Origin of the sequence: Flavobacterium sp. 245, from assembly GCF_004362055.1 — a bacterium.
Classification (GTDB): Bacteria; Bacteroidota; Bacteroidia; order Flavobacteriales; family Flavobacteriaceae; genus Flavobacterium.
Genome location: NZ_SNXB01000001.1, coordinates 489,693 through 512,814 on the forward strand (window position 1 = coordinate 489,693; position 23,122 = coordinate 512,814).

The window sequence follows — 23,122 nt, forward strand, 5'->3', positions numbered from 1 at the left end:
CTACTTTTCGCCAAAAATTTTCACATCATCAACCATAAAAGCGCCGTTCAAGGTCTTATCTTTTCCAGAGCCCACATATCTAAAACCAATATTGATATTTCCTGAATAAGCAGATAAATCAATTCCGCCAGAACTAATAAATTGACGGGCGGGAGTTGCTAACGTAGGAACTTTTGCTTCTAATTTTGTCCATTTTGCCTTAGCAATATTCGAACCGTCAAAGTTTGTTGAAATATAAACTTCTAAAGTATTTAATGGTGAATCGGCCTTTAAATCATGCTGTGCACTTCTAAACGACAATACTGCATTTTTATAGCCTGATAGATTAATTTTTGGAGAGATCAGCCAGGCAATATTTTCGGCTGCGGTTGTACTTGTTGTATTGAACTCCGCATAGCCATTTCCAGAATACACCATGCTTTTCCATAGTTTTGTGGCTTTTTCGACAATATTGCTCCAGCCCGGAAGTACAAAATTCACATTGTTTTTAACCGACTGAAAATCTTCTGAAAAAAACGGATTATTTCGTTTTCCATCCATAACAATATCGCTTTCAAACCGAACCATAAATTGATAATCTGAACCAAATTTGGTCAAAATACCACGGACTTTACCACTTCCTTCTGGCACAAAATGATCTGCAAATTTAGCATAACTGCTGGTTCTAAAAATAACCTGATTTCCTGTATTGTCTCTTAAATTCCAATTTGTTGAACCGCCAACATTATTTGTCTCTTCAAAATAATGGCGACCTAAAGCATCTTCTGTAAATTCAACATTATTGAGTTCAATCAAAGTATTTAATTTCGAATCATTAAGGGCCTCTTCAATAGAAAGTGATTCAACTAGTTGATCTTCATCGATAATTGCACATGAGGCATTCAATACATTCTTAATTTCATTTTGGGAAATTCTCCCAATAGTGGGATCGCCTGCGTTGCTCATGTATAAATTTCCAATTCGTAATCCGCCATAATTCAAATCTGTAAACTGATTTTTAAGTTTTATGTAAACCTTATTTCCTACTCTGTAATCAATATAAGTATTAGACGCATCGACTGGAACACTAAAACCTATTGCAGGATTTTTTTCTGATGCTTTTGTCTGGAATGAAATAGTTTTAAAAAAATTTCCGCCTTCATCACTTGATACGACATAAGCTTCAATAATATCATCATAAGAATATTGTTTAGCTGTTGCGCTTGAAAGTTCATACACTTTTTCGACAGTTTTATTTACTGTGAAATCAGGTTGTGTGCAGGCTAATTTTGGTGTTTCAATTTCAGTAGTACAATTGCAGAAAAACAATAATGAAATAAAATAGAGAAGTAGTTTTTTCATGAGAAACAAATTTTCAGTTTATAAACCGAGAGTAAGATTTAAAAAATAAGTTCGGCCGTAACCGTAGTAGTATTTTGGCCCAAACGAAGGAGTTCCGCTTGAAACATCTTGATTCAATGCTCTAAAATTAGCATTGCGGGCCTGTTCAAAACCGCCTGTTTTATATACTAAATCCAGTGCATTATTAATGCTGGCAAAAAGCCCAATATATTTTTTATGAACACGCCATGATTTTCCTCCACTGACATTCAATAAGGTTATAGGATCAAATTTTTCCTGTTTCAGCAACTCATTCCCCCGTTCCAAAGTCGCTTCTGGAAATGGAAATCCGTTCACCGGATTAATATAAAATTGTGATGTTCTTGAAATTGGGGAAACATCAATATAATTATCTGTCAAATAATTTATATTAGCTCCAAGCCACCAAAATTTAGGATCGCGATATTCTAAACCAAAAGAAAGAGCACTTTGAGGCGTTCCTGCTTGTTTGTAATTTTTAAGATAGGCATGCCCAAAATCAAAAGTTGTTTGAGCTCCATCTTTTACAGCATTTGCATCATTTGTAATCGAAACATTTGGATTACTGCTGTAAATAAAATTTCCATAAGCAGCAGAAATAGTTGTTTTTAAAGTTGGAGAAATTTGATATTCAAAACTTAATTCTGCTCCGGTATTTTTCTTATCTAATTTTGTCAAAGTCTGACTAACAAAAGCATCTGTTGGATCATAACCGGCACCATTGTCAAAAATTCCTTCGGCATAAAAAAAAGAAGTTTTGGAAGTGTTTTTTATTGAAGTATAGTAAGCCGTAAAACGTAGTTTGAGTTTCGGCGAACGATATACATAATTTGCTTCGGCGCTGGTGACATTTTCATTCTCAATTCCGTTTACTATATTGTTATTTAAACGTGAATTAGAAAATGTATTTCTCAAAGATGGTGCTCGTGTGAGATGTTCTCCATTAAAGAAAAACCATTGTCTGCCCGAAATTTTATAGGTGAATCCACCTTTAAAACCAAAATTCTCAAAAGTTATTTTTTCGCTTTTCCCCAGAGAGCTATTGGCATAAATTCCGTTTTTATATAATCCTTCGCGCTGATAATTAGACAATGAATAAGACTGTCCCAGATAAAAATCTGCTTTATTGTAGGCGAATTTAAACTGTGTAAAAGCATCAATTGTATTGGCTAAAAAATTAAAATTATAGCCATAAATTTCTCCTTTTTTTACCTCTCGGTTTGGGTGAAGCAAATCAGATTGAGACAAATTCCCTTTGTAAAACGGATCAATATCTTCAAAATATTCGCCGCCAAGAAGATCCAATAAATACTGAAAATTATGTGATTTTAAATTTCGATAAACAAATCCTCCATTAAAAGAAAGGTTTGAATTTATCTGAGAATTTAAAGTTGAATTTATCGCAAAAGTTTTATCATCTGTTCTGTCTTCATAAAGAACATAATGACTCTGTGCTGGCTCATAACCATTTTCAACAGGTTTTTGATTTGCAAGATACATTGAGTTCCAGTCAATTTGGGAATTTGCCAGAAATGCTGTTTTACTTTTTTCAGCATTCTCGTAATCTGGAGTGAATTCGCCAGAAAATTCACCATGATCTTTGGCGTAAAGCGAACTAAAATAACTTGGCATTTTTCGATAATAAACAGGATCTGGACTGTTAGCATTTTGATAATCGATATTGCTGTTTCCAACCTTTCCAAATTGATACATTACCCCTGAATTCAGATTGTTTTTTTCGTCAATCTTAAAATAATGATTCAGCATCAAGAGCGGTTCTTCGATATTTTTTACTCTTGCATTTCGTTTTTCACCATTCTGAAATCCCCAATACGAATTGTATTTTTCATTCATCAAAGTGACCGCTTCATCAGTATTTGGAGAATTTTTTCCGCGCGAATTTGGCGTATAAAATCCAGTAAAATTAAGCGATTGCCTACTCTTTAATTTCTTTTCAATACTTATAAAAAAAGAATCAGCATTAAAATTTGTTCCTTCAAAATAGCCTTCTTCTGACCATCTTTTTCCTGCAGAAACTACATAAGCCCAGCCAGAAACGTTCATTCCTGAAGCATAGGTTCCTATGGCGCGCCAAGTATAGGCTGAATTACTTCCTGAAAAAGTAAGCTGCGTTCCTTTTCTATATAAAGAAGCTCGGGTGGCAATTTGCTGTGTTCCTAAAACGCCTCCAAAAGTATAATTTGAAATAGCGCCACCAACAGAAAATTCCTGATTCCGGAGTACATTATTCAAACCTCCCCAATTATTCCATTGCGGTCGTCCGTCGTACATTTTATTCATTGTCATACCGTTGAGCATCATGGTTCCGTTTTCACTGTCTAAACCACGGACTTTAAATCGGGCTTGTCCCCAATTAAAAGCAGAGGCTTGCATAAAAGCATCTTTTGAAGACTGCAAAAGTCCTGAAGTCATCTCAGATGAACTGCTGTCATCAGACAAATCAGTATCTAAAAGTGTAATTAAAGCAGCCGGAGTTTCATCAGCATATAAATCTTCTAATTGCAATATTCCGAGATAAACGATCTGCCCAAAATTAGATCGAATTTTAAGAAGTAAATCTTTGAAACCTTGGTTATGAATCAACAGTAATTGCTCTCCATTTACAGCAGAATGCAATTCAAATTGGCCCGTTTTTGAAGTAAGTTTTGTTATGGAAGTATTTTGAATTGTGACCACAACATTCTCTAGAGCATTTTGTGTTTTAGCATCAATAATAATTCCTCTAAAAACGGTTTCTTGTGCATAAGAAAAACTAAAAGAGCAGAGAAGTAAAAAAACGAAGTATTTTTTTATCATTAAAATTCCAATTTATTTTTGAAAATGTTTTTCGGACATTCATCCTCTTCAAAAGATAAAATTGGTTTTTGGAAAAAGTAAAGTGATTTAAATTTTTAAATCCTGAAATTCAAATGTAAAGAAAATATTTAAAATTATACGTTTTTTCTTACTAATGTTTTAGTTGAAATTTAAAATTAATTAAGTACATTTGCTTATTTTTTGTTTTTTTTAGCGGTAAATTTTAAGCCGTCGTTCTAATTTTAGAAACCATAAAAGCAATTAAAACGCCAAAGATTCCGATAAAAGCAAAAGAGAATTGAAGTCCAAAATTCTCAGCAATATGACCAATGACAGGAGGTCCCATTAAAAATCCTAAGAAACTTACGCTTGAAACTATGGTTAAAGCTTCGCCTGGCGGAACTGTTGGGTTTTTTCCTGCCATACTGTAAACTGTAGGAACAATAGTTGCCACACCCAAACCAACTGCCATAAAAGCAATAGTACACGGAATTAGGTAAGGAAGAAAAACAGCAGTGAAAAGTCCGGCCGAAATCATGACACCGCTAATTTGCATAACACGTTCACGTCCAAATTTATTGATTAAGCCGTCGCCTAAAAATCTTCCGCTGGCCATCATGATCATAAAGGAAGTATAGCCTAAAATTACTAATGGTCCAGGAGCTTTTACAATATCTTTAAAATAGACACCACTCCAGTCAAACATTACACCTTCGCTGGCCATACTGCAAAATCCTATTACGCCAAGCCAAATTAAAGCACTGTCTGGTTTGACGAATAATTTTTTCTTCTCGCCTTTATCTTTATGCTTGATTTTTTCTTTGGCTTTGACCAAAAATTTAAAGTTAAAAGCAACCATAAACAATACGACTATGCCTACAATGATAAAATGGTGAAGTGGAGATAAATTTAACGCTAACATTCCGAGACCTACAAGAGCGCCTGAGAAGCCAGCAAAACTCCACATTCCGTGAAACGAAGACATGATTGTTTTTCTAAAAAGCACTTCAGTATAAACGCCTTGCGTATTTACTGCGATATTGGCTAAGTTTCCAAACAGGCCAAATAAAAACAACCCTAGCGACAATTGAAGCGCTGTTGTTGCCATACCTAAATTGACCAGACACAAAACATACATTATTAGAGAGAAAACTAAAATGCGGTGGCTTCCAAATTTGGTCACCATTTTTCCCGAAAAAGGCATGATGATCAATTGCCCCATTGGCAAAGCAAAAAGTATTGACCCCAGATCGCCTTCGGTTAAATGCAAAGCGGTTTTTATATCTGGAATTCGGCTTGCCCAGGTCGCAAAACTTAATCCCATTCCGAAATAAAACATTCCCACTGCAAAACGGATTCGGTTTAAATAAGAAGCCTTTGCTTCTCTAAAAACTTTCTTGATTTTTCCTTTTGTCTGAAAAAGTTCTAGCGGATTGAAATTTATCAAAATCGATGCGTTTTTGGGATTATACTATAAAAGTACAAAAAAGCTGTGTATTTCTTTCAAAGCTCAAATTGTTCCTTTATTTACAACGTTATTGTTTATAAATTGCTAAACAAATTAATTTTTAACACATAGAAACATAGTTTTACAAGCCGATTAAAGGCGTTTCACTTTGAATAAAAACACATAGCTATGTGAATTTTGATAAGTGAAACGCCTTCTATTAAATTGTAAAAACTATGTTTCTATGTGTTTAAAAAAAATTACAAATTAATTACTGTTCTCTGTGCATTACTTGCAATTGCCGCTTCAATAATCTGCATCACTTTTACTCCGTCTTGTCCTGTAACTGGTTCTGTTGTATCATTTATAATTGAATTGTAAACTCCGTCGAAAAAGGAGAAATAGTTCCCTTGTAATGTTGGCACTTTTTCGCGAATTACTTTTCCATCAATTTCAGTATGAAGCAAACCTTGAAATTCTTCAGGTTCTGTTCCCCAAGATTCTAAATTTGGTTTTTCTCCTATTTTCAATTCGTCTTCCTGCACGTCGCCTCTTGGTTTTAAAAAAGAGCCTTTTTTACCATGAATCGTATAAGCAGGATTTGCTTCTCTCACAAAAAAACCTGCTTTCAAACGCACTCTCACATTCTCATAAATCAACAGCAAATCAATCCAGTCATCAACCAAAGAATTTTGTCTGGTGTAACGAATATCCCCAAAAACCGATTTTGGAGAACCAAACAAGCAAACCGCCTGATCGATAATATGCGGACCTAAATCTTTTAAAACTCCAGCTCCGTCATTAGCTGTTTCTTTGTGCGCTTTTGGACTCAGCAGTGGATTATATCTGTCAAAATGAAATTCGGCTTCGACTAATTCTCCTAAAACTCCTTCGTTGATAATTTTTTGAATAGTTTTAAAATCACTGTCCCATCTTCTGTTTTGAAAAACTGCCAGTTTTAATCCTTTATCTTTTGCGATTTGTGTCAGCTCTTCGGCTTCTGCAACTGTTGTTGTAAAAGCTTTTTCAACAACGGCATGTTTACCTGCCAGAAGTACTTTTTTAGCATATTCATAATGCGTTCCAACAGGCGTGTTTACGATTACCAAATCAACATCATCTGCCAATAAATCATCGATTGAAGGATAACTTTTAACGTATGGATAATCTTCCTGAATTAATTTTTTAGATCTTTCCCAAGATCCTAATAATTCAAAACCGGGATGAATATCTAAAAACGGAGCGTGAAAAACCTTTCCCGACATTCCGTATGATAATAGTGCTGTTTTTATTTTTTGCATTTTGTATGATATTTTGGTTTTTCTGCCACAGATTTCACAGATTAGAACATTTTTTTTTGCCACGAATTTCACGAATTTCCGCTAATTTAAATTCTGTTTGAGCTCAATATAATTTGTGGAAATTCGTGGAATTCGTGGCGACCTATTTTTTAAAATCCTTTTAATCTGTGCAATCTGTGGCTAAATATATTTATTTTAATTTAGCTCTTTCGTACTGTTTTGGCCAATGAATATCGTCGTTTAATTCCTTGGCGAAATCTAAAGGCAAATTCGGATTTCTTAATGATTCTCTCGCAAACAAAATTAAGTCGGCTTGATCATTATTCAAAATTTCTTCTGCTTGTTTGGCTTCCGTAATTAAACCGACAGCTCCGGTCAAAATATTGGCTTCTTTCTTAACCTTTTCTGCAAAAGAAACCTGATAACCCGGGCCAATTGCGATTTTTTGATGTGAAACCAATCCTCCTGACGAAACATCTATTAAATCTACTCCTTTTTCTTTTAAGATCGCCGAAAGTTTTACCGATTCTTCAGGATTCCATCCGCCTTCTGCCCAATCTGTTGCTGATATTCTTACGAATAAAGGCAAATCCCCAGGCCATTCGGCTTGAACTGCTTCTAGAATTTCTAAAGTAAATCTAATTCTATTTTCAAAACTTCCTCCATATTCATCAGTTCTCACATTTGTTAGAGGCGACAAAAACTGATGCAGCAAATAACCGTGCGCCGCATGAATTTCCAAAACTTGATATCCCGCTTGAACGGCTCTTTTTGTAGCAATTTTAAAATCAGAAATCACTTTCTGGATTCCGTTTTTATCTAAAGCTTCGGGAAGAAACGGTTCGTCATCGTGATACGGAATCGCACTTGCGGAAACTGTCTGCCATCCGCCTTGAGCGAAATCTAATTTTTTATTGCCAAGCCAAGGAGCCGAAACACTTGCTTTTCGTCCAGCATGCGCCAATTGAATTCCGGGAATAGAATTTTGAGAAACAATAAATTCATTGATTTCTTTCAATTTCGCGATATGTTCATCTTTCCAAATTCCCAGATCAGAAGGAGAAATTCTCGCTTCTGGAGAAACCGCCGTAGCTTCCTGAATGATCAATGCTGCGCCTCCGCTTGCACGGCTTCCTAAATGAACCAAATGCCAGTTGTTTGCAAATCCGTCTTCAGCCGAATATTGGCACATTGGCGAAATGACAATTCTATTTTTTAAAGTGATATTTTTTAATGTTAAAGCAGAAAATAATTGTGAAGCCATAATTGTAACTTTTAATAGATTTAGGCTACTTATTGAAGACAGCAACCTTTAAAAAAGTAAAGTTACAGCATCCTTATAAAAGGAGAAATCTAAATGTTTATTAATTAACAAACATTTAAAACCTTAAGTATTATATTGCGGTCTTAAATTAAATAAGAAAACGTTACTTTTGTGCGTTAAATACGAACTAAAATTATAAAATGGATATAGTTATCAAACTCTCTCAATTTCTATTGAGTTTATCTTTACTTATTATTCTTCACGAATTAGGGCATTTTATCCCTGCAAAATTATTTAAAACAAGAGTCGAAAAATTTTACTTATTTTTTGATGTGAAATATTCTCTATTAAAAAAGAAAATCGGCGAAACAGAATACGGAATTGGATGGTTGCCGCTTGGAGGTTATGTAAAAATCTCTGGTATGATCGACGAAAGTATGGACAAAGAGCAAATGGCCTTGCCACCTCAACCTTGGGAATTTCGTTCTAAACCAGCTTGGCAGCGTTTAATTATTATGCTTGGCGGTGTTACTGTAAACTTTATCCTTGCCTTTATTATATATATAGGAATGGCTTTTGTCTACGGTGATAATTATATAGCAAATACCGATTTGAAAGATGGTGTATGGGTAACTAATCCTGCAATTGAAAAAGCGGGCGTGCAAACCGGAGATAAAATTATTGCTGTTAATGGCAAAAAAATGGATCGATACGATGATATCGCCAAAAATTTGTACATGGCAAATGAAGTTACCATTGAAAGAAACAATGAAGAAAAAACAATTAAGTTCCCTATCAATATCATTAACAAGATCAGCAACTCTGGAGTAAAACATTCTTTAGTTGAAATGAGAATTCCGTTTATAGTAGCCGGATTTGAGAAGGGTTATCCAAACGCGACCAACTTAAAAACTGCTGACATTATTACGCATTTAAATGGTGTTCCGTTGCAATATGCCGACCAAGCAGTTGAAGCATTTAAAAAGTATAAAAACCAAACGGTTCCAGTAACTATCAAAAGAGATGGTAAAGTAATTCAGACTACAATAAAATTTAATGATAAATCGAAATCTGGAGTATATTACGCTTCCAGAATACCATATTCTAATATTGAGAAACTGGGTCTTTATAAAGTAAATCGTCAAACGTTTGGTTTTATTGAGTCAATTCCAATTGGGATCAATATGGGTGTAAACGGACTTATTGATTACGGAACGCAGCTTAAAAAGATATTTAATCCGAAAACGGAAGCTTATAAAGAAGTAGGCGGATTTGCGGCGATTTTTAATGTTTTTCCTGATTCTTGGAGCTGGGAAGCTTTCTGGTCAATCACTGCTTTATTGTCAATTATGCTTGGTGTAATGAATTTATTGCCAATTCCGGCTCTTGATGGAGGTCATGTGATGTTTTTATTATACGAAATTATTAGTGGCAAAAAACCAAGCGATAAATTCCTTGAAAACGCCCAAATGGTTGGCTTCGTACTACTTATAGCGTTGCTTTTGTTCGCAAATGGAAACGACATTTATAAGGCAATTATGAAGTAGAAAAAAAAATGAATAAAAAGAGTTAAAATATTTTTGAGAAACTAAAAATTCGATTATATTTGCACTCGCTAAAAAGAGCAACACTTTCCTCCTTAGCTCAGTTGGTTAGAGCATCTGACTGTTAATCAGAGGGTCCTTGGTTCGAGCCCAAGAGGGGGAGCAACTTTTTTTAGCAAACATATTTACCTTTAAGGTGATTCCTCCTTAGCTCAGTTGGTTAGAGCATCTGACTGTTAATCAGAGGGTCCTTGGTTCGAGCCCAAGAGGGGGAGCTTAAAAAAAAAGACTATCATTACGATAGTCTTTTTTTTGTTTTATATCAAAGTAAAGCTCATTTCTTCATTCTTTCTGCTTTTTATTGTTTAGCTACTTTATTAGCCAAGTTTTTACTTTCAAACAATACCATCATCTCATTTGCTTTTTCTGGCTTGTTAATCGCTTTTAATGATTCTGCGCAGCGATAGTAATAAATGGGATCTAGATTTTTGCCTACTTCAAGCAATTCTTCATAATATTTTGCTGCAGATTCCATGTCACCTTCAAAATAGGATTTGTCTGCTACTTTTTTAAGCATATCCGTGTTTTTATAACCTTTATCGACCACTTTTGTGTAGGTTTTTGAGATGTCAATGTCGACGTATTTTGTAGTTTCTGCTGGACGCGCTAATGCCACTTTTACAGGCTCCACTTTTTCATCAGGAATATCGGTGATCACTTTTGACATTAACGGTACTTCTGTTGGTTTCAATTTGGGCTTTCTGTAAATTGGAGTTACAGTTCTGGTATTATTTGGACCGAGATCATAGGTATTAACCATATCTAGTTTTGAAACTTCATATTTTGTAACTCTTCTTCCAAAAGCCATATTGATTGTTTCTTCAACATAGTAAGCTTCTATAACAAGACCATCATCTGTTTTATTGTTTGACTGCAACTGTGTATTTCCAGCTGCCACAATGATAGGAGCTTTTGAGGCCGCCCGCTGTGCAAAACAGCAAAAAGGAACAACACACGCAATTGTCACAAAAATTTCTGCATAACTTTTCATGATAAATTAATTAAGTTGTATTTATTTCAAAAAACTACAGTAAAGGTAGTTATAGTTCCTTTTTTATGTTTATTTCACCTGTAAACAACCTTAAAAGACGTTTAAATACTGTTTCTATGCAATAGAAGCGAAAAAAAAGCGAAAAAAAAATAGCGTCACAATTGCTTGGACGCTATTATTATTTTTAAGTCGGAAAAAAACTAAACTCCTAATTTCTTAGCAATATCAGTTGGAATTCCACCTTTGTTTACCATTAAGGCAGTTGTTTTGTATTTCACGAAATTTTTGGTTACAAACAAGAAACCTTTGTAATCGTTTGTTTCTCCCCAAGAATTTTTTACGATATAATATTCTTTTCCTGTCTGATCTTTTGCAATACCAATAATGTGCATTCCGTGATCATCTGTTGTTGTATAATTATCAAACGCAGCCTGACGCATTTCTGGCGTAATTTCTGGTTCCGCTTTTGGCCCGTTGAACATGTCTGCTTTTTCTTCAGCCGTCATATCATCGTATTTTTTTTGCGGAACATAAGCCACACCGTTTTTCCAGCTAAAGCTTTTCTCGCTTACGTCTGTTGCCCAAGCTACAGTATATCCTTTTTTCAATGCATTGTCGATAACATCTGTCATGTCGTTAAGTTTTACATTGTAAACTTGATCTAATGACCAGTTGTCCGGCACCATTAAAGTTGTTTTTTGGTAATATGGAGAAGTTGTAAATGAAGACATTTCAACGTACTCGTCTGGATTGATTCCTACTACTTCCTTAGCAAAAGATTGTGGCGTATAGCTTTTACCTTTGTAAGTGAAATTGTCCGGCACTTTTCCTAAATAAGAATCAATAACTGCCGCATAAGCTTTTTGCCAGTTTGGAGTCAATTCTCCATTTGGATTTTTAACAACAGCAGTCAAAACGCCTTCGATAAGCGCTGCCATTTCGGCAAATTTATTTTTATCAGTTCCGTAGTTTAAGCCCGTGTAAACTTCTCTCGGAACAGTTCCGTATTTTTTATACATATTGATTACATCATGCAGCGAGCCTCCGTCACCTAATGTAGTTGCACCGTGCATGCGCACATAATTTACTCCTTTGTCAACATATACATTTCTTGCAGAAAAAACCTGAGACAACTCTACCGGCTGTTTTCCTAAACGAATCATTTCTGACTCTAAAAATGAATTTGAAGCGTAACTCCAGCAAGTTCCCGAAGATCCCTGAGCTTTTACGGATGTTGTTCCTAAGTTAACTACTTCGGTGAATTTAAAGTTCTCTTTACTTTTATCACTTGCATTTAACTTTAATGAGTTTACCAAAATGTCTTGTGCAAAACAGCCACCTACACCAACTAAAAAAGCCGATGCAACAAAAACTGATTTCATTGTATTTTTATACATAATCAAAAGATTTAAAAAGTTGACTTATTAGTAGCCTAATTTTATTTTTGTTACAAATCAATTAAATATCAGGTAAAAAAACTATTGTTTTTACGTTAATTTTTATACAATGTTTTTATTATGCATTAAAACCTTACAAATAATGCAATCCCATTTTTTTAATTAGATATTGTGGCAATTAGACAATTAGATAATTTTCTTTTAAAATCTTAATTTTAAAATACTTGTTATTATTTACAAATAAGTAGTATTTTGGTTTGTGTTTTGACACGTAAAAAACAGGACATGTACGAACTAGAAAAAGAAACTTATTTAGGCAATACCAAAAACATCTTCAATACTCATGAGGGAATTGCAGTTGTTGAAACGGAGTATCAAAATAAAGTTTATGAAGGCTGGCATTCGCACAACAACGCGCACATCACACTTTTCTTGAAAGGCGGTACAACCGAAAAAAGAAAAAATTCAAGCGAAAATATTGGTCCTGGTTCTTTATTATTTTACCACAGCGACGAACTGCATCTCAATCAAAACACACTTTTCCCTTCTCGAAATATTAATATTGAAATTGAAGAAAACATTTTAAAGGAACTTTTTCTTAATGAAGCTGAAATTGAAAAGGCGATTCAAAATAGCATGTATGCTAAATCTTTGATTCTGAAAATTTTTAAAGAATCGCAATCGGCAGATACTTTTACGAATGATACTATTACGATGTTATTTTCTCAATTAGCGAATTCTAATGCGCATTTAGAACGATTTGAGAAAAGTCCGTTTTGGGTAAAAAATTTAAATGAATTGCTGCAGGATTGTTGGAATGAAAATCCGAATTTAAAAGATCTTGCTCAGGTTTTAAACCTCAACCCAATTACAATTTCGAAGCATTTTCCCAAATATTTTGGCTGTACTTTGGGCGAATATATGCGCCGAATTAAAATAAATCGTTCGCTTTCGCTGATACAATCCAATGAAAATAATTTAACCGAAATTGCTTTAGAATGCGGTTTTGCAGATCAAAGCCATTTTATTAGAACGTTTAAAAACCAAACCGGATTTCTGCCTAAACAATTTCAAAAATTATAGCAGAGGCAAATTTCATTCTATTTTTTGTTTTTGATGGCATATACTTTTGTCTTATCATAAATCATTAAATACAACCAAATGGAAACGCTTACTTTAAAACAAAAAACGTTTAATTCTCCAATAACAAAAATCATTCTTGCTTTACTTACTTTTATGGCAGTTGTTATTATAAGTCAACAAATTGCTGTAAAATTACTAGCCTTAACTCCATTTGAAAAAGATTACCGAAACCTTTTAAAAGGACTTTTTGTTTCTCCCTTATGCATTTTCAGTTACATTCTTTTCTTTAAAAAATACGACAAAAGAGCCATCACAGAGTTTTCGGCAAAAGGACTTGCAAAAAATCTTATTATTGGCACTCTGATTGGTTTTACTTTACAATCTCTCACTATTTTAGTAATCTATCTTAATGGAAGTTACCGTGTTTTGAATATCAATCCAATTTCATTTATTCTGATTCCGTTTACCATTATGTTTACGGTTGCTATTATTGAAGAAATATTGGTGCGCGGCATTATCTTTAGAATTGTGGAAGAAAAATTGGGAACCTATATTTCGCTTACTATCTCTTCAGTGCTGTTTGGCGTTTTTCATTTAGCAAATCCAAATAGTACTTTGATTTCATCAATATGTATAACTATGGCAGGTTTTATGCTTGGAGCTGCTTTTATTTACAGCCGTAATTTATGGTTTCCAATCGCTTTGCATTTTGCTTGGAATTTTACACAATCAGGAATTTTCGGAGCAATAACATCTGGAAACGAAAAAACAAATAGTTTACTGAATGCAAAAATACAAGGCCCAGAATTCATTACAGGAGGAGAATTTGGTCCCGAAGGTTCTATTCAGGCTATTTTATTCTGTACAGTTGGAGCTATCGTACTATTGGCTTTAAGCCGAAAACAAAATAAAATCATTAAACCATACTGGAAAAAATAAAAAGCTTTTTACCGCTAATTATATATAAAAAACTCCCGATAATTACTCTCGGGAGATTCACTATTTACTCTTTACTAATCACTTTTCACTAAAAAAAACTACCTCATCCAATTACTTCCAAAAACAATATAATAAGCCCAATCTTCATTTCCTTTTGCTACATCTACTCCCATTCTCAGTTTAAACTTTCGGGCTATTAAATATCTAAAACCTGTTCCGTAACTGTAAACAACTGGTTTGGCAAAAGCCTGATCCCAATCATCAAAAGCACTTGCAAGACCGCCAAATCCCATTAAACTCCATCTTCGATACAAATCCCATCGAAACTCAAGTTCATTTACGATACTGGTTTTGCCTTGATAACGTGCCGTAGGAATTCCTCTCAAATTAATTCCTGGTCTTAAATAAAAAGGCGGACTCCCAAACGCCTGCTCCCCTTCAATCCTCAGTCCGCCTATTAATTTGTCAGTGATAGGATAATAACCTATTGCAGATAAATTGACACGCCAAGCATCATAATCACTGCCTATTGCATTATCTGACCAAAAGAAATCTGACTGAATTCGTATTCCTTTATCTGGTGTAAATATATTGTCTCGCCCATCAAATTGAAGTGCTCCTCCTAACTGACTTACGGTACTTTTAATGTCGCCAGGCTTAACAAACGGAGGCGGAAGATTAAAATCGGGCAAGTTAATTTTAGAATTTAAAAATAAATATTGCGGTCCGGCGCTCCATTTTGCATTTTTAAATTGTTTTAACCATTGCGTATAAAAAACCGACGATTTAAAGTTCAATTTAAATTCCTGATCGTTTCCAATAGGCAAATTATTGGCATAAAAGGACAAATTTACATCTCCATAAGCTGCTCCAATACGGTATAATATTTTTGGTTTTACCAAAGTTGCCGAGCGAAAAGCTCCAACCATCCAGCTATCATTTGCAGTGTACATTCCGAATCCTCCTGTTATATCCGGATTTATAAAACGTTTTTTTCCATCTTCATCAATGACAGGAGCTCGTTTTTTAAGAAAAATAGGCGCTAAAGCTCCTCCAAAACCTCCCAAAGCCGGCTCAGATATAATTGCTGGAACTACAAGAAAACCATTTGCGTAAATAAGAAAATTACTTAAATCGACAGCGCCATCAAGAGAATCTTTAAAGCGCATGTTTGTCGTTGTTTTTTGTGCCATCATTCCGGTGTATGACAAGAGAAACAGAACAATAATTAATCTGGTTTTCCAACTATTTTTTCGATCAAAAAGGCGCGTTTTTTTCATTGCAAAATATGTTTTTACCTGTAAATAGTAAATTAATTATTTAGGCTGTTCTTTTTTGAAACTGAATACATGTGCCAGTGTTATAAAAAATGTATTTCCCTGAAATCTATTTATGGCATCAACCTCAGCTATCCATCTAAATCCTGCCGAAGTTTTACAACCAATATGAAAATAGTTGACTTCGGCTCCAATACCGCCAACGCGATCCTTTTGTCCTTCAACAACTCCCATGACAGGAACAGGAATTTCATCATGACTTACTTTGTATTGCAGATAATAAATCAAACCAGCATTGAAAATACCGGCAGGTGCTGTTTTTTCAGCATTCATTTGATAAAATGTTTTGCCTAGACCGCCTTCAATACTTAAAATATCTCCGGTTTTAATATCGGTATCTTTCTTTTTTCCATTTAATTCATAAGAAGCTAAAGCTGAAAAATGGAGCGTTTTTTTGTCATTAAAGTATAAAGTTGTTCCGCCTGAAAATTCATTCATAAACATTCCCAAACCACTATTGTCTGGCGCTCCAGCTGTAAATTTTCCTGTTGGAAGATACAATTGATAGCTAAAGACAAAATCAGCCCTTTTCTGATGCCAGCCTAATTGAACCGGTACAATGTACATATCTGTAAATGCTAATGAATTATCAACATTTGCGTTATTTCCCTGAATAGTATTGGCCGCAAAAGCAAGCAGGATTGTAGCACCATAATTGGCTCCTAAAATTTTAAAATCACTTACGTATGAGGCTCCAGCACCCACCAAGTACATTGTTAAATCAGGATTTGTAATTGCTTTGTCTCCATTTGCGTCCCGCAACGTTGAAGCGCTGTAAATGTAATTTGGCACATAAACACTAAGCGTATTTTCTGGTGTCTGAGTCCCAGACTGCAATCCCATACCACCTAAAATGTGACCACCTTTAAGCTGTGCATAACCCGAAAAACATGTTGTTATCATTAAAAATAAAATAGCTGACTGTTTGATGAATCTATATTGATTTAATTTTATTTTCATTGTCTTTAAATTTAAAATTAATGAGTCTTTACAAACACAACATACAAACTACTTTATTATCAGATTTTTGATTCCTCTTATATGATACGAATTTGTTTTTCCGGATTTAATCTGATCACTTTAAAATACTCTGAAGGCGATTTTCCGGTATGTTTAAGAAAAGCTCTAAAACAAGTCGTTCTTGACTTAAAACCAGAACCCCAAGCCATTCCCTCTAAAGAAAGATCTTTCCATTCTGGGTCGTTAATTTTTTCTTTAAAATATTCTATTCTTTTCAAGTTTACATAGTCTTGAAAATGAAGATTAAATTCAGAATTAATTAAATTAGAAAGATGATGTACAGATATTCCCGTTTCATCAGCAATATCTCTTATAACTAAATCCTTTTTTAGAAAAAGTTCTTTTGAAGTAAAAATTTCCTCTAATTGAAGCAAATACTGATGTTTTTTTTCATTTGTCAATTCTTTGATAAACGGCAATGCATTTTTTGATTCCTCTTTTTTAATTACTAGCAGTTTTTCTTCAACAATCTGAAAATTATCGTTAACCTCATTTGTGTTTATATCATAGAATATTTGGGGCTTAAAATAAAGCGATCCAACTGTAAAAATAAGCACAAATGAAATTAATACGTAACAAGACAAATCAACTGTATAAAAATTGCTACCTAAAAAATAATGAACAAAAAGAGCCGAAAACAAAAACAATATTATCAGATTATAAACTCGCACCCAGTTTAAAATTTTTATTCTGTTAAAATGATTTTTCTTTAATTTTTCCAAATCATAATTTAAAACCATCATGGTCTGGCAAAAAGCATAAAGCAACCAAACGGTCAAACTCAGAACTGAGAATGGATTTTGTATTTTAGGCGAAATGCTTTGTGCAAATGGGAAATGAGCAATATTTCCGATCCAGACACAAAATGTCAAACCAAAATAAATTAGGAAAGGAAGAAAATGAAGCCAGTCATATTTTTGAAATGTACTGTCTGTAAACAGAAGATTTCGAACATATAGAAAAGCACATGGCGCCACTAAAAATATGAAAGGTTTTGTGATCATAAACAGATCAGGGAAAAAATTAAGAACATTTGCAGACAAGTAAAAATTATATACACTGACAACTGCAAGGCTAAATAAAAACAGCCCTAAAAAGAAACTCTTCGAGTAATTTTTTTTAGAAAACAACACCATAAATGACGTTGCAAAGCCAACCATTGTAGCCATAAAAAAGAAAAGAGAAAGTACTATATCCAGCATATATTAGTTATTTATATTAATAATAGCTTTTTCTTTAAAAATAAATTTTTAAAGAAAAGAATGTACCATAACTCATAAAGGCTATACTTATCTGTTTTGTCAGATAAGTATAAATACCTTTTTAGAATAAATTTATAAGTTATTTTTTAGCTAGACCTGGGGGAAAGCCTTCTAAGATTTTTTTAATTGCGCCTGCAATAAATTCTTCCGGATTATCTGGTTTGCTGTCAATTTGAGCATTCCCTATTCCTTGCCAAAGCAATTTTTGTGTTTTTGTAGAAACGATATCAATTACAAGCGAGCCATCAACATAATCATAAGAATTAAATGTTGTTGTACCGCCACCCATCATAGCGCCGCCGCCCCAATATCCGTATGGACGATACATACCGCCATAGCCATAGAAATTAGTATCGGCTGTAACTTGAGTTTTGTTTTTTAGGATTGAAACCGCATTGACTTTTAAATCAGGATTATCAGATGATTCTACAAATCCTTTGGCAGTCATTTCGGCACGAATTGCTCTTGCAACACGATCTGCATTAAGTTGGTTTACTTGACCTTCCTGAGCTTTTAAATCATACACTGTAAAAGTTTTGTATTGACTGAAATTAGCTGAGTGATCATAATCTGTGGTGACTTTTACAGTAGGCGAACAGCTGTAAAGTAATCCCAATAAAACTAACGGAATTATACGAAGATTTGTTCTTTTAATATTCATTGTTTTGGTATTTAAATTAATAATCAAATTAGTTTAACTCAATTGTATTAAAATCAAAATAAATCTTTGGGGCATTAAAGTAATGTAAACTCTGTGTTAAATTAACACAAACAACTATTTAACAACACTTTAATATATCCTAAAGGTATATTTTTTTCTTTAATTAACATAGTTTATTGCAAAAAATCTTACTTATCATGTTTGATTTTAATTAATCTCTAAATGTAAATTTTGCCTTATGTCTTTCGATTTTTTTTCATCTGATTCTTCAGAAAAGACTTTAACAATTTTGCAAATTATACTTCATCGGATATTGGTAATCTTCCTTCTTTAATTGCTTCCAGCATTTTCTCGTAATCAGCATCATTTTGATTGGCGTACGAAATCGCAAATTTTGCAATAGCATTGGCAAATTCATCTCCTTTGCCAAGATATCCTGATAATATGGAAGGATCTCCGGTGCGTGCATGCGATCTTGCCAGTGCCCAACCACAGGCTTTTGCATAAGAGGCCATATTTTTTGGTTTCATAATTTCGAGAACCGGTTTTACTTTGGCATCACGAAGTTGGCGGATGTAGAAAAATTTATCCTGACTGTCGTTTGTCCATCCTAAAAACATATCCGAAGCAGACTGCATCAACTTTTGCCCTCTGACAATTCGTTCGCCCTGATGGCTGTATTTGCCTTTTGTTTTTACATGAGGTTCTAACACGCTTTGTCTGGCTTCTTTGAACTGCAGGAAAATAGGTTCGCCGGTTGCCGACATCAATAAACTGATACCGCAAAGTGTTCCCACACTTCCAACGCCAACCACTTTTACAGCAAAATCGTGCAAAGCATATCGGCTTAATAGTACCTTTTTTTCATCCGATAATGTTTCCATATATCGTTTATGAATGGTTGTTGCTTCTTTTTCAAGTCTTTGCCAGTCTTTTCCTGTTGGATGAAAAATCAAAGGCGGTTCATCTTTTATTCGGGCGCGACTGCCTTCCATATATGTCATTTTCGCAAACTCTTTTTCATGAGCTGTATATTCTGATGCTTTTTTTAATCTTTTTTGTTGAAATTCTTTGAGTTCTTCGTCGTCCCCACGTTCAATCAGTTCTGCAAGATCAATATCAGCATACCAAATTTGAAGTGCCGACAATTGACTATAATCCGACATATTTCTTTTATAACTGTCGGCAACATGCCAGGCAAATTCTTTGCATATTTTACTGGAGAATTTCTTCCATCTTCCGGCAATTACAAAACTTGCCGCTAACCTTTTAATATCCCATTCCCACGGTCCCGGAAATGTTTCATCAAAATCATTAATATCAAAAACGATTTTTCGCTCGGGAGTTGCAAATCCTCCAAAATTCATCAGATGACAATCGCCACAAAGCTGAAGATCAATTCCTGTATTTGGCGTGTTTTCTAAATCAGCGGCCATAATTGCAGCAGTTCCTCTAAAAAATGTAAACGGACTTTCCATCATTCGGCTGTATCGTAATGGCACTAAATTCTCCATTCTCCCGATACTAGTTTTGATCAAAATTTCAACCGGATCTTCACGATTTTCAGACGGATTCCATTCGGCATGACTTGATCGGGACACCAACTTTCGTATAGCCACACCTTTATCATAACGTGCTGCTTTTGAAGCTGCCGGATTAAATTGATTGTCGTCGTTATCTGTGAATTTTTCAGCCATAAAATTTATAACACTATTTAACTTTTACAACTGCCGGTGGTGTCCAATTTCCTTTAATAACTTCCTCTTTTGGCCAATACAATCTCATTGTTAATTGAAATTGGGCATTTGGCGCCGGAAGCCAATTCTTCTCTTTGTCTTTTCCGGGATTGTTTTTCTGAATATAAATATCAACCGATCCGTCAGCATTTTTTTTCAGATTATTTCTATCTCCAATTGCAAAACGATTAATCGGATTTGCTACCATGAAATCATCTGTACCATACATCGTTAAACTCCAGAAGGCATTGACAGGCGGTAATTTTCCAGCATCAAAATGCAGTATATAATTGTGTTTGCTTCCGTCAAATTTTTCTCCATCTGCATCAATTAAAGACATTGGATAAATGGCATCTGCATCTAAATTGGCTCCTAATCCAACCATGGCAACCATTGCGCGGACTTCGTAATTGGTTTTGTATTCTCCTAAACCATGATTTATTACCCAGCCATTTACAGGCTTCTTACTTTTTAGCGCCATTTCTGCTATAAACTTATTTCCCCAGGCTGGTATGGCTTTTAACGAATCCTGAACTGTGGCAGAAAACTTCGAAATATCAAAAGGTTTTCCTGGTTCTAATCCAAGTTTTTTCATTTTAGCAACTATCTCTGCATCATCAGGTGCTGCTGGATTTGCTACCATTAATTCATTTAACTTACTGAAAAAAGCGTCAACACTCATTTCTTTCACAAATTGGACTGGAGGTGTTTTTGAAACACTTGGATCATTTATCGCTTTAGGTCCTGTATACGCTTTACCATAAGCACTTAGTGGCGTCAGCGTAATGTTTTGCTGGATTTTTTTTACTGCTGTAGCGCCATCTTCTTTACTGTTTACTTGCGTACGGCCAATCATCCAGGCCATATCAGTAGGCGATTTTAGTTGTTCCATTCCGGCTGGCACAGTTCCTTTCCAATTTGGACCTGTGATCAAAAATGTTTTCTCTGCAGTTCCTGTTGTACGTTTACCAGGAGAAGCAAAAATGTTTGTCCAGGCATCCAATATTGGCAGTAAATAATATCTTCCATTTGTATTTGGCGCTTTAAGTACTAATGGTTCTTTACCAAGGTCCAACCATGCCATTGAATAATAAGTGTCAGCATTGGGTTTTACTACATCACGAAATTTATCATCCGGAAATTCATTCAGACTCCCTACCTGATTTACGGCTGGATTTTTTGAGTTTGCCGTAAAAGCATTTGTCATGACTTTTTTAGAGGCATCCATCAGTACAAGTGGATAACCATATATGTAAGCATCTTTTGCTATCTGAATAATTTCAGTATCATTTTCTGCTGTTGCGGGAGCTGTCGTATCGTCATTTTGTTTTTGTTTTCCGCAGGCGAAACACAAAAAAACAATCATTAAACTCAATAGATTTTTTTTCATTTTGCTTGTTTTTAAATTATTTAACTTGCAATACGGCTGGTGGTGTCCAGTTTCCTTTAATTACACGATCCTCTGGCCAATAACATCTTACATATAGCGAAAATGTTTCTTTTGGAGAAGGAAGCCAGTTACTCATTTTATCGGCTGATGGAGGTGTATTTTGAACATACAATGTCAATGAACCGTCAGCATTATACTTTAGATTTTTATTCTTGGTTCCTAAAGAAAATCGGTTAGCTGAATTTGGAGAAAAGAAATGATATTGATTGTATAAGGTAAGCGACCAAAATCCTTTTACGGGAGGAACTTCGCCTTTAGCAAAAGTTACAGCGTATTTACTATTACCGTGCAGTCTTTGTCCTGAAGCATCTTTATCCTGATAGAAATACTTGGTTTCATTAGGTTTATTCACAAAAATATTTGCTTTGGCGCAAGCTGTTCTTGTTAAATAATCCAATCCAAATTGCGCTCCGTTTCCTTGTGTTGTCCAATTGTCTTTTAATGGATATCCGACATTCGAAAATTGAAATAAAGGTGTGATCAATTTTTGGTCAGCATCAATAGCGGCCTGTTTTAAGATCGCTTTTATTTTCGGATCTTTCTGAGCAGCTGCCAAAACGGATTGTATTTGTCCATAAATAGCTTCTTCACCCGGAAGTGGTGGAACTTCTTTTAGAATAGCAGGCAACTCATCAAAATAAACTTCAGGTTTTACCCATTTTGTTTCTTCATTTCCTTCTTTTTCGGGTGACGGTAAAACGGGGATTTTTGCCCAGTCTTTCGTTTTCATTTTTCCATCAAACTGACTCAACGGATACATTATTATTTGTTGAATAAGTGGCTGAATAGATTTTTTATCTGCAGGATCATCAGTTTGGAAAACTCTTGGAATTACAATTCCTAAATCAGTATCGCATTTAAATACCCCTGTAATTCCATCCGGCACTTTTCCATTCCATTTTGGTCCGGTTAACAAATAAAATCCCGGTTTTGTTCCGTACATTTTTCCTAAACCTGCATATCCATCAGTTCGTTGATTACATACCTGATACACCCAAAAACGGTCTCCAAAATCCGGCACCTGAACCACTATTGCATCTTTAGTAAAATCTGTTATACCAAATCCGTAAACTACATCCTGATTCGGACAAGCCACTTCTCTTTCACCCGGTTTAATGTAGTCTGTCAGCATACACAATTGATTTGGCGGACTCAAGGGTACAATTCCTCCTTTATAACTTGGTTCGGGAAGTTTTTCAAACATTACTTTTCTATTATGAATATTAACCATTGGCCATCCCCATAAAAAAGCCAAAGATCCAATATGCTTCACATATTCTTCGGTCATTATTGTATTGGGTGCAGGACCAGCTGGTAAAGCTTTAACAGAAGAAGAATCTTCTACAGCTACATCACTACCAGAAGTTTCTCTTATAGTTGTTTCCTTTTTACATGCACTACTTAAAATTAAAGAAGCCGATGCCAGAATTAAAAGACCTTTATTTTTCATAATA

17 protein-coding genes and 2 tRNA genes are annotated in these 23,122 nt (G+C 34.7%); 5 read left to right on the plus strand and 14 right to left on the minus strand.

Annotation, left to right across the window (positions count from 1 at the left end; genetic code table 11):
* The 5 genes from EV145_RS02050 to EV145_RS02070 form a co-directional block, all read right to left on the minus strand.
* Positions 1-1,341 (minus strand): DUF5689 domain-containing protein, encoded by a 1,341-nt coding sequence (locus tag EV145_RS02050; protein ID WP_133523568.1) that lies wholly within the window; start codon positions 1,339-1,341, stop codon positions 1-3.
* 18 nt (positions 1,342-1,359) lie between these two features.
* Positions 1,360-4,176: a TonB-dependent receptor gene (locus EV145_RS02055; RefSeq protein WP_133523569.1), complete on the minus strand. Its 2,817-nt coding sequence runs from the start codon at positions 4,174-4,176 to the stop codon at positions 1,360-1,362.
* Between the two features lie 223 nt (positions 4,177-4,399).
* On the minus strand, positions 4,400-5,623 hold the full coding sequence (locus EV145_RS02060; RefSeq protein WP_133523570.1) for an MFS transporter: 1,224 nt from the start codon (positions 5,621-5,623) through the stop codon (positions 4,400-4,402).
* Between the two features lie 260 nt (positions 5,624-5,883).
* Positions 5,884-6,924, minus strand: a complete 1,041-nt coding sequence (locus EV145_RS02065) for a Gfo/Idh/MocA family oxidoreductase (RefSeq protein ID WP_133523571.1) — start codon at positions 6,922-6,924, stop codon at positions 5,884-5,886.
* 190 nt (positions 6,925-7,114) lie between these two features.
* Positions 7,115-8,188: an NADH:flavin oxidoreductase/NADH oxidase gene (locus EV145_RS02070; RefSeq protein ID WP_133523572.1), complete on the minus strand. Its 1,074-nt coding sequence runs from the start codon at positions 8,186-8,188 to the stop codon at positions 7,115-7,117.
* Between the two features lie 200 nt (positions 8,189-8,388).
* Here EV145_RS02070 and rseP point away from each other — a divergent pair, with 200 nt between their 5' ends.
* From rseP to EV145_RS02085, 3 genes are all read left to right on the plus strand, one after another.
* Positions 8,389-9,735 carry an RIP metalloprotease RseP gene (rseP, locus tag EV145_RS02075; RefSeq protein ID WP_133523573.1) on the plus strand — a complete coding sequence of 449 codons (1,347 nt, stop codon included), beginning with the start codon at positions 8,389-8,391 and terminating at the stop codon, positions 9,733-9,735.
* Positions 9,736-9,821: 86 nt separating this feature from the next.
* A tRNA-Asn gene (locus tag EV145_RS02080) sits at positions 9,822-9,895 on the plus strand.
* Between the two features lie 38 nt (positions 9,896-9,933).
* Positions 9,934-10,007, plus strand: a tRNA-Asn gene (locus tag EV145_RS02085).
* A gap of 83 nt (positions 10,008-10,090) precedes the next feature.
* On the opposite strand, the gene EV145_RS02090 is transcribed toward EV145_RS02085, so the two are convergent.
* The gene (locus tag EV145_RS02090) at positions 10,091-10,783 is read right to left on the minus strand and encodes a hypothetical protein (protein ID WP_133523574.1); all 693 of its coding nucleotides are present in this window, start codon (positions 10,781-10,783) and stop codon (positions 10,091-10,093) included.
* Between the two features lie 200 nt (positions 10,784-10,983).
* Complete coding sequence (locus EV145_RS02095; protein ID WP_133523575.1) at positions 10,984-12,180, minus strand: aminopeptidase C; 1,197 nt, start codon at positions 12,178-12,180, stop codon at positions 10,984-10,986.
* A gap of 285 nt (positions 12,181-12,465) precedes the next feature.
* Between EV145_RS02095 and EV145_RS02100 the strand changes: the two genes are divergently transcribed.
* Entirely contained in the window at positions 12,466-13,263 is a 798-nt protein-coding gene (locus EV145_RS02100) for an AraC family transcriptional regulator (protein WP_133523576.1), read from the plus strand.
* A 78-nt stretch (positions 13,264-13,341) separates the two neighbouring features.
* Positions 13,342-14,202 carry a CPBP family intramembrane glutamic endopeptidase gene (locus EV145_RS02105; protein ID WP_133523577.1) on the plus strand — a complete coding sequence of 287 codons (861 nt, stop codon included), beginning with the start codon at positions 13,342-13,344 and terminating at the stop codon, positions 14,200-14,202.
* A 98-nt stretch (positions 14,203-14,300) separates the two neighbouring features.
* Here EV145_RS02105 and EV145_RS02110 read toward each other — a convergent pair whose 3' ends face one another.
* The 7 genes from EV145_RS02110 to EV145_RS02140 form a co-directional block, all read right to left on the minus strand.
* Positions 14,301-15,482 (minus strand): BamA/TamA family outer membrane protein, encoded by a 1,182-nt coding sequence (locus EV145_RS02110; protein WP_133523578.1) that lies wholly within the window; start codon positions 15,480-15,482, stop codon positions 14,301-14,303.
* A 36-nt stretch (positions 15,483-15,518) separates the two neighbouring features.
* Positions 15,519-16,499, minus strand: a complete 981-nt coding sequence (locus EV145_RS02115; RefSeq protein ID WP_133523579.1) for a transporter — start codon at positions 16,497-16,499, stop codon at positions 15,519-15,521.
* Positions 16,500-16,576: 77 nt separating this feature from the next.
* Positions 16,577-17,761, minus strand: coding sequence for a helix-turn-helix domain-containing protein (locus EV145_RS02120; RefSeq protein ID WP_133523580.1), 1,185 nt, complete (start codon positions 17,759-17,761; stop codon positions 16,577-16,579).
* A gap of 139 nt (positions 17,762-17,900) precedes the next feature.
* Complete coding sequence (locus tag EV145_RS02125) at positions 17,901-18,482, minus strand: DUF4136 domain-containing protein (RefSeq protein WP_133523581.1); 582 nt, start codon at positions 18,480-18,482, stop codon at positions 17,901-17,903.
* 296 nt (positions 18,483-18,778) lie between these two features.
* Complete coding sequence (locus tag EV145_RS02130) at positions 18,779-20,179, minus strand: DUF2252 domain-containing protein (RefSeq protein ID WP_133523582.1); 1,401 nt, start codon at positions 20,177-20,179, stop codon at positions 18,779-18,781.
* Positions 20,180-20,192: 13 nt separating this feature from the next.
* Positions 20,193-21,608, minus strand: coding sequence for a DUF1254 domain-containing protein (locus EV145_RS02135; protein ID WP_133523583.1), 1,416 nt, complete (start codon positions 21,606-21,608; stop codon positions 20,193-20,195).
* 16 nt (positions 21,609-21,624) lie between these two features.
* Positions 21,625-23,118: a DUF1254 domain-containing protein gene (locus EV145_RS02140; RefSeq protein ID WP_208110885.1), complete on the minus strand. Its 1,494-nt coding sequence runs from the start codon at positions 23,116-23,118 to the stop codon at positions 21,625-21,627.
* Positions 23,119-23,122 lie beyond the last annotated feature (4 nt).

Bases quoted from the DNA above. Each gene is read 5' to 3' on its own strand.
- EV145_RS02050 (WP_133523568.1), bottom strand. From the start codon at position 1,341: ATGAAAAAACTACTTCTCTATTTTATTTCATTATTGTTTTTCTGCAAT.
- EV145_RS02055 (WP_133523569.1), bottom strand. From the start codon at position 4,176: ATGATAAAAAAATACTTCGTTTTTTTACTTCTCTGCTCTTTTAGTTTT.
- EV145_RS02065 (WP_133523571.1), bottom strand. From the start codon at position 6,924: ATGCAAAAAATAAAAACAGCACTATTATCATACGGAATGTCGGGAAAG.
- EV145_RS02070 (WP_133523572.1), bottom strand. From the start codon at position 8,188: ATGGCTTCACAATTATTTTCTGCTTTAACATTAAAAAATATCACTTTA.
- rseP (WP_133523573.1), top strand. From the start codon at position 8,389: ATGGATATAGTTATCAAACTCTCTCAATTTCTATTGAGTTTATCTTTA.
- EV145_RS02090 (WP_133523574.1), bottom strand. From the start codon at position 10,783: ATGAAAAGTTATGCAGAAATTTTTGTGACAATTGCGTGTGTTGTTCCT.
- EV145_RS02095 (WP_133523575.1), bottom strand. From the start codon at position 12,180: ATGTATAAAAATACAATGAAATCAGTTTTTGTTGCATCGGCTTTTTTA.
- EV145_RS02100 (WP_133523576.1), top strand. From the start codon at position 12,466: ATGTACGAACTAGAAAAAGAAACTTATTTAGGCAATACCAAAAACATC.
- EV145_RS02105 (WP_133523577.1), top strand. From the start codon at position 13,342: ATGGAAACGCTTACTTTAAAACAAAAAACGTTTAATTCTCCAATAACA.
- EV145_RS02110 (WP_133523578.1), bottom strand. From the start codon at position 15,482: ATGAAAAAAACGCGCCTTTTTGATCGAAAAAATAGTTGGAAAACCAGA.
- EV145_RS02115 (WP_133523579.1), bottom strand. From the start codon at position 16,499: ATGAAAATAAAATTAAATCAATATAGATTCATCAAACAGTCAGCTATT.
- EV145_RS02120 (WP_133523580.1), bottom strand. From the start codon at position 17,761: ATGCTGGATATAGTACTTTCTCTTTTCTTTTTTATGGCTACAATGGTT.
- EV145_RS02125 (WP_133523581.1), bottom strand. From the start codon at position 18,482: ATGAATATTAAAAGAACAAATCTTCGTATAATTCCGTTAGTTTTATTG.
- EV145_RS02130 (WP_133523582.1), bottom strand. From the start codon at position 20,179: ATGGCTGAAAAATTCACAGATAACGACGACAATCAATTTAATCCGGCA.
- EV145_RS02135 (WP_133523583.1), bottom strand. From the start codon at position 21,608: ATGAAAAAAAATCTATTGAGTTTAATGATTGTTTTTTTGTGTTTCGCC.
- EV145_RS02140 (WP_208110885.1), bottom strand. From the start codon at position 23,118: ATGAAAAATAAAGGTCTTTTAATTCTGGCATCGGCTTCTTTAATTTTA.